This window comes from Nocardiopsis nanhaiensis, from assembly GCF_054778635.1.
Window position 1 is genome coordinate 80,887 of the sequence record NZ_BAAGZJ010000020.1, and the last position, 13,558, is coordinate 94,444.

The 13,558-nt window shown below is 69.4% G+C and carries 11 protein-coding genes and 1 other RNA gene; 6 read left to right on the top strand and 6 right to left on the bottom strand.

All coding sequences use genetic code 11. The annotated features are described in order from the left end of the window. Window positions 1-965: 965 nt before the first annotated feature. From ssrA to prfB, 6 genes are all read right to left on the bottom strand, one after another. Window positions 966-1,337: a transfer-messenger RNA gene (gene ssrA / locus ACYVD1_RS12295) on the bottom strand. A 753-nt stretch (window positions 1,338-2,090) separates the two neighbouring features. Then, window positions 2,091-4,112, bottom strand: coding sequence for a penicillin-binding transpeptidase domain-containing protein (locus tag ACYVD1_RS12300; protein WP_460771552.1), 2,022 nt, complete (start codon window positions 4,110-4,112; stop codon window positions 2,091-2,093). A gap of 37 nt (window positions 4,113-4,149) precedes the next feature. Next, window positions 4,150-4,620, bottom strand: coding sequence for an SsrA-binding protein SmpB (gene smpB, locus ACYVD1_RS12305; protein WP_460752825.1), 471 nt, complete (start codon window positions 4,618-4,620; stop codon window positions 4,150-4,152). Window positions 4,621-4,705: 85 nt separating this feature from the next. Continuing rightward, window positions 4,706-5,617, bottom strand: coding sequence for a permease-like cell division protein FtsX (gene ftsX, locus ACYVD1_RS12310; protein WP_460752822.1), 912 nt, complete (start codon window positions 5,615-5,617; stop codon window positions 4,706-4,708). A gap of 88 nt (window positions 5,618-5,705) precedes the next feature. Then, window positions 5,706-6,395 (bottom strand): cell division ATP-binding protein FtsE, encoded by a 690-nt coding sequence (ftsE, locus tag ACYVD1_RS12315; protein WP_460752819.1) that lies wholly within the window; start codon window positions 6,393-6,395, stop codon window positions 5,706-5,708. Window positions 6,396-6,745: 350 nt separating this feature from the next. Next, on the bottom strand, window positions 6,746-7,855 hold the full coding sequence (prfB, locus tag ACYVD1_RS12320; RefSeq protein WP_460752845.1) for a peptide chain release factor 2: 1,110 nt from the start codon (window positions 7,853-7,855) through the stop codon (window positions 6,746-6,748). A gap of 212 nt (window positions 7,856-8,067) precedes the next feature. On the opposite strand from prfB, the gene ACYVD1_RS12325 reads away from it, so the two are divergent. The 6 genes from ACYVD1_RS12325 to ACYVD1_RS12350 are packed head-to-tail and all read left to right on the top strand — an operon-like array spanning window position 8,068 to window position 13,418. Next, a complete protein-coding gene (locus ACYVD1_RS12325) occupies window positions 8,068-8,517 on the top strand; it encodes a hypothetical protein (RefSeq protein ID WP_460752815.1) in 450 nt (149 codons plus the stop codon). A 33-nt stretch (window positions 8,518-8,550) separates the two neighbouring features. Continuing rightward, a complete protein-coding gene (locus ACYVD1_RS12330; RefSeq protein ID WP_460752812.1) occupies window positions 8,551-9,648 on the top strand; it encodes a peptidoglycan-binding protein in 1,098 nt (365 codons plus the stop codon). Further along, complete coding sequence (locus tag ACYVD1_RS12335; RefSeq protein ID WP_460771554.1) at window positions 9,645-10,361, top strand: ABC transporter ATP-binding protein; 717 nt, start codon at window positions 9,645-9,647, stop codon at window positions 10,359-10,361. Before ACYVD1_RS12330 ends, ACYVD1_RS12335 begins: the two co-directional genes overlap by 4 nt. Further along, entirely contained in the window at window positions 10,358-11,548 is a 1,191-nt protein-coding gene (locus ACYVD1_RS12340; RefSeq protein ID WP_460752803.1) for an ABC transporter permease, read from the top strand. The genes ACYVD1_RS12335 and ACYVD1_RS12340 overlap by 4 nt, the downstream gene beginning before the upstream one ends. 17 nt (window positions 11,549-11,565) lie before the next feature. Further along, entirely contained in the window at window positions 11,566-12,747 is a 1,182-nt protein-coding gene (locus tag ACYVD1_RS12345; protein WP_460752799.1) for a sensor histidine kinase, read from the top strand. Then, entirely contained in the window at window positions 12,744-13,418 is a 675-nt protein-coding gene (locus ACYVD1_RS12350; protein ID WP_460771556.1) for a response regulator, read from the top strand. The genes ACYVD1_RS12345 and ACYVD1_RS12350 overlap by 4 nt, the downstream gene beginning before the upstream one ends. Window positions 13,419-13,558: the final 140 nt, after the last annotated feature.

The following is a 13,558-nucleotide window of genomic DNA, read 5'->3' on the forward strand; positions in this document are numbered from 1 at the left end:
GTGCCCCTGTCCCCATGGGCACGGGGTTCAGCGCGGGTGGATGCTGGTGCGGGTTTCCCCGCTTGTGCAGGTGGTTGCCCCGTTTCCTGCCGCTTGATGGTGGCCGTCTCCGCCGCGCGCGTCAAGGTCGACGCCGTCGAAGCGCTGGCGCGCTGTCGAGGGGCGCTCCACTTTGACCCGCTTCGCTGCGACGGCGGGTCGGCGGCTATCAGGAAACGGGGGACGTGTGGTCGGGGTGGGCAAGGGGCCCCGAAGGGGCCCTTCGGGCCCCGGGCCTACGGCCCGGAGGGTCGGGTGTCCCCGGCCCTCCGGCCGTGGCCGACCGGATGCCTGCCCGTCCGCCCGGCTTCATCGGACAGCGCGTCGCAATCCAGTGACCAACCGGCGACGAAGGACCCGAGCAGGCCGGGCGCGTCCCACCGGACTTTCGGTCAGGCCTGGGGCCCCTCATCGAAGTTGATCTTGCTACCAGGGGCGATTTCGGCGCCGAACTTGCTACCAGGAGCAAGATCACGGCGATTACGCCGGTTTCGGACGCAACGGACACCCCCACCGAGCCGGTTTCGGACACCGGGACCGCCCCAGGGCGGCCGCTACCCCCGGTGGAGGCACCCGGGACACCGAGCCCCCTCTCGGAAGCACCCGGGGCCGGTGAGACCCCTTCCCGGAAGCGGTCTCGGTGCCCACAATGCTTCCAAAAGGGGGGGCTCACGATGCCCCGCCCCACATCCGACCGCGCCACCGGCACCACCCCGCCCCCAAGGCGACCACCAACACCCAAAGACAACGGTGTTGGGGGACGCCCCGGGGGCAGGGGGCGTCCCCCTAAGAACACGACGAAGGCGACCCGGCGAGCGCGATCACGCGCGAGCAGGGCCGCCTTCGACAACTCGGGGGGCGTCCCCCCGAAAACAGGAACGGACCGCGGCGAGGAGGACGAAGTCCCCCGAGCAGCGGCCCGTATCTCGTGGAGGTGGCGGGAATCGAACCCGCGTCCTTCAGCACCGCATCAGGGCTTCTCCGGGTGCAGTCTGTGGTGCCGTTCTACTCGGCCCCAGCGCTTGCACAGACACATCGCTGACAGGCCCAGCCACGAAGATGTCCCACTCAGGCCCCGTGGCCTGATCCGAGCGGTAAGTCATCTAAATGGTGCCGGATCCCGAGCCGATGACGAGCCCGGACCGACAGAGTCACAATCGCTTAGGCAGCGAGAGCGAACTCAGTGCGCTTTTCATTGGCACTTGAATTTATGCGAATGCAGGATTTACGAGGTCACAGACGCAACCCTCGACCCGCTTCCCCTGAAACGACTACCGAAGTCGAAACCGATCACCCCCTGTGAAGTTGTCACGACCACCTGTCCCCGTAGGTTCCGGGCGGCCGACATGTGAGTGAACGAGCACTCACGTGTCCGTCACTCTACCTGTTGAACAGTTTGAGGGCCAAGCTGATTCCCGGCGGGCGGGGAAGTCCTTGGACAGGGAGAAACCCCCGTGAGGCGGACGCAAGAGATGGTCTACGCAACCCACGGGGGCGGTCGGCAGGGTCGGGCCGACCTTCGGAACCGGCAGGGCCTCCCCCGAGATGAGGTCCTGCCTCATCAAACTGGTCCGCTACCCCCTGTTGCGGTCCCAGTTATAGGGAGAGACGCCATCGAAGCACCCAGGGGTTGCTCCGGCGGCCACATTTTTTCGGGGGCCGCGAGTCTTCTAGGGCGTGTTCGGTGGATGCGGCCCGTCGCGAGCGGCGCATCCAGTGGTGCTGGCACAAGGCCGAAGAAGGAGTTCCCCTACTGTGCACTGCCTCGCAAGCTCGGCAGCATCGCACAGCGGGGGCCCGCCCGGGTTCGGCTGTCGACTGAGAGATGCGCAGTGACAGTGCCGCTGGGGCGACGCACAGCAGGGTAAGTGTCCGCCGAACATGCCCTAGTGCCGCGTCAGTCGGGGTTTGCCCGTTACGGAGCGGCGTTCAGGGTGGTGCATCGCAAGGCGGCGGAGAGTCCTCCTAGTGGTTCCTAAGTGGGCTTTTCGCCAACGCAGCGAGGTGCCGTGCTGAGCGTCGCGACGGGGTGAACCTTGGCTGACGTGGCACTAGCTGCCGCCCAGGTCGCCCTCGTCGTTCAGGGTCCCGTCGCCGAGCGGGTCGCCTTCGCCGAGGGGTGCGTCCTCGGGAACGTCGGCCGGAGAGTCCGTCGGGGTCATCGGGTCCTCCGCCGGGTTCTGCCCGTCTGCCGCCTCCCCGTTCTCCATTCCGTTGAGGAAGCCCATCGCGGCGGTGACGGCGTACTGCTGCCACATGGTCGCCTCGGAGTCGACTTCGGCGAGTACCGCGAAGGCGATGTCGTCCTGGTAGCCGACGAACCAGTGCAGGGCGGTGTCGCCCTGTTCGGTGCGGGCGGCCTGACCGTAGACGTCTCCCTCGCCGATGTCGACCTCGGGGATCCGTTCGACCACTGCCTCGCGCAGCCCTTCCCGAATCACATCCAGGTGTGCCTCGTCGATGTCGTTCCCACCGGCCGGGGAGGGCCCCTCCTCACGGACGAGGGTGGGTTCGCTCCAAGAACCGTCGGCGACGGCCCCCGCCGCGAGTGCCATGGCGAGCGGGCTCACCTCGACACCGTCCTCGCCGATCATCGCGGAGGCCAGCTCTTCCTCGCTATCGCCGAAATCGAGGGTGCCGGAGGAGACCGGAAGCGGGAGCTGCCAGTCAGTGCCCAGGCCGAGGTGTGTGGAGACCTCGGTGAGGGACTCGGCACCGACCTCGGAGCCGATTTCGACGAAGCCCACGTTGCACATGTAGGCCAGGTTCCGAACCAGGTCGGGTTCACCGGCGAGGAAGCCCCCGGTGGGGTTGGTGAAGACCCGGTCACCGATCTCGGACTGATAGCCGCAAGGCATCTCGCTGCCCGGACTCACCGCGCCCGACTCCAGGGCGGCAAGGCCCGACACCATGGAGAAGGCGCCGCCAGGCGCGTAGGAGCCGGTGAAGGCGCCGTCGTCGGAGGTGCTGCCGGAGGCGTTGGCCGCGGCCATGATCTCGCCCCTGGACGTGTCGACAGCGACGACGTACCCGTCGCCTGGCATGCTGTCCACCGCGCTCTCGGCGGCGTTCTGCACCCCCAGGTCGAGGGTGGTCTGGACACCGGCGCTGCGGACGCCGTCCCAGGACTCGAGGATGTCGGTCTGTTCTCCGTCCTCGCCGAGGGACACGACCTGCGTGGTCGCCGTTCCGGCGAGCTCGTGCTGGAAAATGCTCTGCAAGCCGCTCAGGCCGACCGTGTCCCCGGCCTGGTACGCGCCCGGCACACGGGAAGAGACGCGGTGCTCCACGGTGCCCGCGACCTCGCCGAGGACGAAGGGCGCCACGCTCGGCGACAGGTTGATCTCGACCTCCTCCGTGTCGACGCCGGAGATCTGACCGGCCTCACGCAGGAGAGCGGCGTCCACACCGCTGTCGCGCATCAGCACGAGGGGCTGGAACTGCTCGGGCGGGGCGGACCGTACACGGTCGAGCAGCGGTTCGGGGTCCTCGTCGAGGAGCTCCGCGAGCTCGGTGACGCCCTCTTCCTTGTCGTCCATGTCGGCGGGCAGCACACCGAAGGCGGTGACACTGTCCGAGTCCACGAGAGGCTCGCCCGACCGGTCGAGGACCTGACCGCGGTCCCCGATCTCGTAGCTGACCGCAAGGCGCTCACCCTCGCCGAGGTCCGGGTGGATGACGCTCGGCGACCAGCTGACCTGCCAGCCCTCGGGGCTGTCCTCCAGGGACATCTGGCCGGTGTAGTTCCACATCGGATCGCCGATACCCAGGTCCGCGGTGACGTCGAACTCGGCCGTCGCCGTGTCGCCGTCGGCCGCGATCGGCCCGAGCTCGAAGCGCACCGAGGCGAGGTCGAGCTGGTCGTGGATGTCGGCGAGGGCCTGCTCCACCGCTTCCGGGTCACCCGTGGTGAAGCGGGCGGCCTCGGCGTGGTTCCCGTCCTGCCAGGCGAGCAGGAAGGACCTGACGGCCACCTCAGGACTGGGGTGGGTCGTACACGCCACGAGGGTCAGGGCGACGATCAGGCCACTGCTGGCGGCCGCGATCCTGCGACCGAGGGGACGGGGGGACACCTTGTGTGTTCCTTTCAGGCGCCTCAACTGAAGACAGCTAACGGCGGCGGCGAAGCGCACGTTCCATATCACGCTTGGCTTCACGTTCGGCGATGGCATGGCGCTTGTCGTACTCACGCTTACCGCGAGCCAGAGCGATCTCGACCTTGGCCCGCCCGTCGCTGAAGTACAGCGACAGCGGGACCAGTGTGCGGCCGGGCTCACGGGTCTTACCGATCAGCCGGGAGATCTGCTCGCGGTGCAGGAGTAGCTTACGTGATCTGCGGGCCGAGTGGTTGGTCCAGGTGCCTTGTGAGTACTCGGGGATGTGCACGCCCTCGAGCCACACCTCACTGTCGTGGATGTGCGCGAAGCCGTCCACGAGGGAGGCCCGTCCCTCGCGGAGGGACTTGACCTCGGTACCGGTCAGGACCAGTCCCGCCTCATAGGTCTCATCGAGGTGGTAGTCGTGCCGGGCCCGCCGGTTCTGGGCGATCAGCTTGCGCCCGGTTTCCTTGGCCTTGGCCACGCTTGGAATCCCTTCATGCGTCCGGGGGGCCACGGTGTGGCCCCCCGGCACCCGGCTCCCGCCCGTGTGTCCGTCGGTGGACCCGTCAGACCTTCAGGTAACGGCGCAGGGTGAGGAACGAGGTCACGGTGCACAGGAGCACACCGAGGATCATCGAAACACCGATGACGTACAACAGGGCGCCTGGGCCCAGTGCCACGTCGAACTGGAACCATTCCTCGATCTGGGTGAGCAGCGTGAACCTGGTGGCCACGATGAACCCGGAGGCGATCAGACCGCCGATGAAACCGGCGATCGCACCTTCGAGGAGGAAGGGCAACTGGATGTAGAAGTTCGACGCGCCGACCAGGCGCATGATGCCGGTCTCCCGGCGGCGGCTGTAGGCCGAAAGCCGGATGGTGTTGCCGATCAGCAGCGCGGCTGCGGCCAACTGGACACCGGCGACCACCAGAGCGGCCCACTTGAGACCGTCGAGCAGCCCGAAGAACTGTTCGAGCACGCTTTGGTCGTTGGAGACGGAATCGACACCGTCGGCTCCGTCGACGGCCGCGCGCACGGTGTCGTAGTGGTCGGGGTCGGTGAGCTGCACCCGGTAGTTGTCCGGGATGTCACCTTCCTGCGTGGCCTCCGCGAGCGCCTCGTTTGAGGAGCCGTAGCGCTCCTGGAAGTCCTGCCAGGCCTCGGCCTCGGTGAGGTAGCGGTGGCTCTCCACCTCCGGAAGCGAGTCCAGCTGGTCTTCGAGTGCCTCTCGGTCCGGTTCCTCGGCCGCACCGTTCTCCTGGCAGGCCGCGGTCGGCGAGATCTCGTTGCACATGTAGACGGTCAGCGTGATCCGCTGGTCAAAGTAGTTGCGCATCTCGGACACCTGCTGGTTGACCAGCAGACCGGCACCGAACAAGGCGAGAGAGATGGCCACCGTCGTGATAACGGCGATGGTCATCGTCAAATTGCGACGCAGGCCGATCCACGTCTCGGAGAGAACGAATTGTGCTCGCATGATCTGTTAAAGGTCCATCCTTCGGGGCTTCGCCGTGCCGGCGTCGGGCGGTCGCCGACCGACCGCCCGGCGACGAGCGTGCCAGAGGTCAGTACGCCTGGCCGTAGACGCCACGCATCTGGTCTCGCACTACCAAACCCTCTTCAAGCTCGATCACGCGCTTGCGCATCGAGTCGACGATGGCTGCATCGTGGGTCGCCATGACGACGGTGGTTCCCGTGCGGTTGATTCGGTCCAGGACCTTCATGATGCCGATGGAAGTCGCCGGGTCGATGTTTCCGGTGGGCTCGTCCGCCAGCAGGATCTGCGGGCGGTTGACGAAGGCTCGCGCGATGGCCACGCGCTGCTGTTCACCACCGGAGAGCTCGTGTGGCATCCGTCCGGCCTTGCCCTCGAGGCCGACGAGCTCGACGACCTCCGGCACGACCTTCTTGATGAAGCGCCGGGGCTTACCGATGACTTCCAGAGCGAAGGCGACGTTCTCGAAGACGTTCTTGTTCGGCAGCAGGCGGAAGTCCTGGAAGACACAGCCGATGCGGCGGCGCAGGTGCGGAACCTTCCAGTTGGACAGGCGCGCGAGGTCCTTGCCCGCGACGTGCACGCGCCCCTTGTCGGGCTTCTCTTCCTTCAGCACCAGGCGCAGGAAGGTCGACTTACCCGATCCGGACGGACCGACCAGGAAGACGAACTCGCTCTTGTCCACGTCGATGGAAACACCGTCGAGCGCGGGGCGCTTCTGGGTCAGGTACTGCTTGGTGACGTTATCGAAGTGGATCACAGGCGCATCACAAGGCTCTCGAAGGTATGGGCACCCGGCGGAGTGAGCTCCGCTCGGGATCGTACCGGCCGCATGGCCACCGATAGTTTAGAGGGGGCAGCGGCCCGGATTGTCCAGGTCCTGTCACACCCGAGAGATCTGTTGAGATCAGAGCACTATCGGACAACAAGCCACGAGCATATCGGAGGTGTCAACCGATGATAACGTTCACATATCGCAGTTTCGGTAAAACTGTGGAGTCGTGGTCGTCACCTTTGGGAAACATGCTCACCCTCCGCGTGGCTCCGCTCGCCCCGGGTGCGGTCACCCACCCGGGCGTGTCCCCGCCGTAGCGACGGGGACACACCGGGTCAGTTCGCCTCGTTCTTCTCCCGACTGCGCATCCACCGGATCTCCGCGTCGATGAAGGAGTCGATCTCGCCGTCGAGGACGCCCGAGGTGTTGCCGGTCTCCGCCCCGGTGCGCACGTCCTTGACGCTCTGGTACGGGTGCAGGACGTAGTTGCGCATCTGGGTCCCCCAGCTGCTCACCGACTCACCGCGGATCTCGTCCAGCGCCGCCTGCTCCTCCTGCTGCTTGCGGTAGAGGAGCTTGGCCTGCAGCATCGACATGGCTGTCGCCTTGTTCTGGAGCTGCGACCGCTCGTTCTGGCAGGAGACCACGATGCCGGTAGGCGCGTGGGTGATCCGCACCGCGGAGTCCGTGGTGTTGACGCCCTGCCCGCCGGGACCGCTGGAACGGTACACGTCCACTCTCAGCTCGGACTCGTCGATCTCGATGTGGTCGCTCTGCTCCACCATCGGCACGACGTCCACTCCCGCGAACGAGGTCTGCCGCCGGTTCTGGTTGTCGAAGGGTGAGATGCGCACCAGGCGGTGCGTGCCGTGCTCACCCCGCAGGGTCCCGTAGGCGAAGGTCGACTTGACCGCGAACGAGGTGGACTTGATGCCCGCCTCCTCCGCGTAGGAGGTCTCGTAGATCTCCGTCGGGTACCCGTGCCGCTCCGCCCAGCGCAGGTACATGCGCTGGAGCATCTGTGCCCAGTCGGCGGCATCGATGCCCCCGGCCTGGGAGTTGATGGTGACGATGGCCTCGCGCTCGTCGTGCGGGCCGTTGAGGAGCGTACGCACCTCCAGTTCGCCGATGTCCGCGCGCAGCTGCTCGAGCTCACGGTCCGCCTCGGCCCGGGTGTCGGAGTCGTCCTCGGCTTGGGCGAGCTCGTAGAGCACCCCGAGGTCCTCGAGACGCTGCGTGATACCTGCGACCTTGTTGACCATGGACTCCAGGCTGGAGAGCTGGCGCGTCACCTTCTGCGCGTTGGCCTGGTCGGACCACAAGTCGGGGTCCGCGGCCTGCTCGCGCAGCTCAGCGATCTGGGTCTGCATCGCCTCCAGGTCCAACACGGCAGTCACACTCGCCAGGGTCGCCGCGAGTTCCTTGATCTTCTCTGCTGGGTCCATTTCTGCCACGGAACCCAGTGTAGGACCCAAGGGAAGGCCGGGCCCCATCCGCGGCGCCGCCGAACCGCCCGGGAACCTCCCGGCGCCTACGACTTTCGGCGTACCCGCCGTCCCGTTCCGGGTACCCGCGGCGTATGGGTGCGCGCTCCCCCGGTCCGTAGCTTCGGAAATGCCGGAGGAGAACGGCCTCCGGAAGCGAAGAGGAGGATCGGATGACGTTCGCACGGATGACGTTCACGGGCACCGCCGCCGCCCTGCTGATCGCCGCCACCGCGGCCTGTTCCGCGGACGAGGCGGGTGGCGTGCCCACCACCGGGGGTTCGGGCCAGGACTCAGAGAGCATCAACACCGAGGCGCAGATGGAGGAGTACGACGACTGCATGCGGGAGCACGGCGTCGAGATGCCCGCCGACGGCACGCCGCCTGAGGACCTCGACGTCGACGGCGAGACGGTGATCTCGGCCATGGAGGCCTGCGAGGACATCCTCGAAGGCGTGGACCTCGAATTCGACGAGGAGACCGTCGAGGAGCTCCGGGTCTGGGCCGAGTGCATGCGCGACGAGGGCATCGACATGCCCGACCCCGGCCCGGACGGGGAGCTGGACCTGGAGGGCATCGACGTCACCGGCGACGAGTACGCGGAGGCCGACGCGGCCTGCTGACCGTCCTGAGAACACGAGCGGAGGGGGTCCTGTATGGCTGAGGACATCCGGGACGGGGCACGCGGGCGGCGTTCGCGACGGCGGGTCACCCGTGTGGCCTGGGCGGCCGGGGCCGCGGCGGTCGCACTGGGGCTGGCCGCCACCGCCTCGGTCGCGCTGACCGGCGAGGACGAGGACGGGCTCGCCGCGGTCCCGGCCACGGCCGAGGTGGTGCGCACGACCCTGGTCGAGCGCGAGGTGCTGGACGGTGCGCTGGACTACGAGCCCGCCCGCACCGTCACCGGCGTGGGCACGGGCACCCTGACCTGGCTCCCCGAGGAGGGTGACCTCCTCTCGCGCGGGGAGGCCGTCTACCGCGCGGACGAGCGGCCCCGGGTCCTGCTGTACGGGGAGACGCCCTTCCACAGGGAGATCGGTGCGGGCGACCTGGGCCGGGACGTTCGGGTCCTCGAGGAGAACCTGGCCGAACTGGGCTACTCGGGCTTCACGCCGGACGACCGCTACACGTGGGCGACGTCGCAGGCCGTCCGCTCCTGGCAGCGGGACACGGGCGTGGCGCAAACCGGCCGGGTGGGACCGGATGACGTGCTGGTGCTTCCGGGCCCCGCCCGGGTCGGTGAGGTGGTCGCGGACCCGGGCGGCCAAGACGGCGCCGAGGTCCTGGAGCTCACCGCCACTGAGCGGAACGTCACCGTGGACCTGGAGGCGGACCGCCGCCACCTGGTCGAGGAAGGCGGCGCCGTGACGGTGGAACTGCCCGACGGGGACCGGGTGGACGCCGAGGTGGCGGAGGTGGGCGCGTCGGTGTCGCCCCCCGAGGACGGTGACGGGCTGGACGGCGCCACCGTCCGGCTGGTCATCGTGCTGTCCGAGGACGCAGAGGAAGGGCTGGACGAACACCTGGTCGCGCCGGTGGAGGTAGCGGCTGAGGTCGGTCGGGCCGAGGACGTGCTGGCCGTTCCGGTGGAGGCCCTGGTGGCCCTGCGCGAAGGCGGCCACGGCCTTCAGGCGGTGGGCGCGGAGGGGGCCACTGAGTACGTGGAGGTGGAGGCCGGCCTGTTCGCGGACGGGTTGGCGGAGGTGTCGGGCGGCGGGGTCGTCGAGGGAATGAGCGTGGGGGTGCCCGAATGACAGCGCGGACGAGTGCCCGCGAGACCGCGGGGGCGGGTGTCATCTCCCTGGAGTCCGTGGCCAAGGTCCACCCCGGAGGCGTACACGCGGTGCGCGACGTCAGCCTGGAGGTCGGCCGAGGCGAGCTCTTGGGCATCGTCGGGGCCTCGGGCTCGGGCAAGTCCACCTTGCTGCACTTGATGGGCGCACTGGACCGGCCGTCCTCCGGGACGGTCCGGTTCGAGGGCCGCGACGTAGCGCTCCTGCGGGACCGGGAGCTGTCCGCGCTGCGCGCCGCACGCATCGGTTTCGTGTTCCAGCGTTTCCACCTCGCGACCGGGGTGCGCGCCCTGGACGCGGTGGCGGACGGTGCCCTGTACGCGGGGATACCGCACCGGGAGCGCAGGGAGCGGGCCGCGGCCGCACTGGAGAGGGTCGGGCTGGGGCACCGGGTCGGCCACCGCCCGCACGAGATGTCCGGCGGTGAACGGCAGCGGGTGGCCGTGGCGCGGGCGGTGGTCGGGGACCCCGCGGTGCTGCTGGCGGACGAGCCCACCGGCAACCTCGACTCCGCTTCCGGGGGCGAGGTCCTGTCGCTGCTCACCGAACTCCACTCCTCAGGTACCACCGTCGTGATCATCACGCACGACCACGCCGTGGCTGCCGCCCTCCCCCGACGGGTGGAGGTCGTGGACGGCAGGGTCACGGCCGGCCCCGGGACGGTGGCGGCGTGAGCCGGGAGCGCCGGGTCGGCACCGCCGACCTGTTCAGGGTCGGCGCGGCCGGGTTGTTCGCCCGCCCCACCAGGGTGGTGCTCTCCGCGCTCGGCGTGGCGATCGGCATCGCCGCGATGGTCGCCGTGGTGGGCATCTCCGAGTCCAGCCGGGCGGAACTCAACCAGCGAATCGACGCCCTGGGCACCAACCTGCTGCGGGCGGGCCCCGCCGAGGACCTGATCGGCGAGCGTTCGGTCCTGCCGGAGGCGGCGCCGGCGATGATCGGCAGGGTCCCGCCGGTGGAGTCCACCGCGTCGGTCGGCTTGGTCGACACCAGCGTCTACCGCAGCGACCGGGTCCCGGAGGAGCGGACCGGGGGGATCGCTGTGCTCGCCGCCGACCCGGAGCTGCCGGGCCGCGTCGGGCTGGAGCTGGCCGCCGGTACTTGGTTGGACCCGGTCTCCGCAGAACTGCCAACGGTCGTCCTGGGCTCGCGGGCCGCGGAGCGGCTGGGAGTGGGCGCCGACGGGATCGGCCAGCAGGTGTGGCTCGGCGACCGGTGGTTCACCGTCGCCGGGGTCCTCGAACCCACACTGCTCGCGCCGAAGTTGGAGACCGCGGCATTGGTGGGGTGGCCGGTCGCCGAGAGGCTCCTGGGATCCCGGGGTGAGGTGACCACCGTCTACGCGCGGGTGGCCCCGGAGGAGGTGGAGGAGGTCCGCGAGGTGCTGGCGGCCACCGCGAACCCGGAGCGGCCGGGTGCGGTGGAGGTCTCCCGTCCTTCCGAAGCTTTGGCGGCGCAGCGGGCCGCGGACAGCACCCTGACCACCATGCTTCTGGCCCTGGGCGGAGTCTCGCTGCTGGTCGGCGGGGTCGGGGTGGCCAACACGATGGTGATCTCGGTGTTGGAGCGGCGCCAGGAGGTGGGTCTGAGGCGGGCTCTCGGGGCCAGCCGCGCGGACATCCGGGCCCAGTTCCTCATCGAGTCCCTGGTCCTCGCTCTGTTGGGCGGGGTCGTCGGTAGCCTGCTCGGTGCCGGTGTGACCGCGGGCTACGCGCTGAGCCAGGGGTGGGCGCCGGCACTGCCGCTCTGGGCGGTGGGCGCGGGTGTGGGCGCGACCGTGGTGATCGGGGCGGTGGCGGGCCTCTACCCCGCGGTGCGGGCCTCCCGCCTCTCCCCCACCGAAGCGCTGGCGACCGGCTGATGACGGAAGGAATGAGGGTGGGCACGATTCTGCTTCCGGCCCTGCTGTTCCTCGCGGGACTGCCCCTGCTGTGGTTCAACTACTGGTTCGACCCGGTGCCCCTGGCCCTGCATACCGTTCTGTGCGCGGTACTGCTTCCGCGCCACCGGTTTCCGGTGGGGGTGTTCGTGGCGGCAGCGGCGCTGGCCGCCGCAACACCGTTCCTGAGCGGGGCCCACGTGCTCGGCGAGCTCGGGATGTTCGCCGCCTACTACCGGGTTCTGGTGCACCGGCCGCTCGCCTGGGGTCTGGGCGCTTCGGTCTCGGTGGTGGGGGTGATCGCCCTACTCACCCTGCGGCCGCTCGGGGACGTGCCCGGGGCTCTCACTCAGGGGTTGGACCCGGATTCCGCCCTGTTCGTGGAGGTCCTGCTCCGCCTCCTCACGTCACTGGCCATGGTGGTGACCGCGCTGGTCACCGGGGTGGTCGCCCTGGTGGTGCGGGACCGGCGGAACGCCGTCGCCGCCGCGCTGGCCGAGACCGAGCGGCTGCGGGTCGAGCGCGACCAGCGCGCCCGGTTGGCCAGGGAGGCGGAGCGGACCCGTATCGCCCGCGACCTCCACGACGTGGTCGGGCACAGCCTGGGCGTCATGGTGTCCCTCAGTGACGGTGCCGCACGGTTGGTGGGAAGCCAACCGGAGCGGGCCGGGGAGGCCATGGGGACGGTGGCCGAGACCGGACGGACCGCGCTGGCCGAGGTCCGGGACGTACTCGGACTGCTGCGGGACGGCCGGGGCCAGCCGCCGCATGTCCAGGACGTGGCGGATCTGGTCGAACGCTTCCGTTCCACCGGCACGGACGTGGACTTGGTGTGCGAACGTGAGCTCAGTCGGCTTCCGGAGCACGTGCGCCTGTGCGTGTACCGGGTGGTCCAGGAGGCGCTGACCAACGTGGGTCGGCACGCCGGAACAGGAACCGGGGCGAGGGTTCTGATTGGGGATGAACCGCTGGTGGCGGACGGCGGAGAGCTGGTCGTGGTGACGGTGACCGACGACGGCACGGGGCGACCGGCGGAGCGGGGCGCCGGCCTGACCGGGCTCGCCGAACGGGTGGCGCTGCAGGGTGGAACGCTCAGCGCCGGCCCTCGAGACGGGGGCGGATGGGCTGTGCGCGCCCGGATCCCGGTGCGGCGCCCGGCCGCGGAGGTGGTTCTGCCGTGAGGCACTCGGTACTGCTGGTGGACGACCAGCCGTTGCAGCGGACCGGACTGCGTATGATCCTCGAGGCCGAGCCCGACCTCGAGGTCGTCGGCGAGGCCGGTGACGGCGAGTCCGCGGTCCGGCAGACGGAGGCGCTGCTGCCGGACGTGGTCCTCATGGACGTGCGCATGCCGGGCACGGACGGGATCGAGGCGACCGCGCGGATCGTCGCCGCCCGGCCCGGCGTGCGAGTCCTCATCCTCACCATGTTCGACCTGGACGAGTACGCGCACCCCGCGCTGCGGGCCGGGGCCAGCGGGTTCCTCCTCAAGGACACCCGGCCCGAGGAGCTAGTGGCCGGGATCCGCGCGGTCTTGGCAGGCGGCGCGATCGTCGCCCCCGCGCTCACCCGCCGGTTGCTCGACATCGTCACACCCCAGCTGACCGCCCCGGATCCCGCCGCAGAGGAAGGGGTCCGGGAGCGGCTGGCCCTGCTCACCGGCCGCGAGCGGGAGGTGCTCGTGGAGGTCGCCCACGGGCACTCCAACGCCGATATCGCCCGGCGCCTGCTCATGGCCGAGGCCACGGTGAAGACCCATGTGGGCCGGTTGCTGGCCAAGCTCGGGCTCCGAGGGCGCGTACAGGCGGTGATCTTCGCCTACGACGCGCGCTTGGTCGTCCCCGGCGGGTAAGTCCCCGCGGGAACTAGTAGTACTTTGTTAAGTTCCTGATTTTTCAGCGTGGCTCCGCCATGATGGACGGGTGGACCTGGATGCTGTGGAAGAACTCCGCGAGGACCTCGACGCTTTCTGCGCCGAGGTCTTCGCCTCCA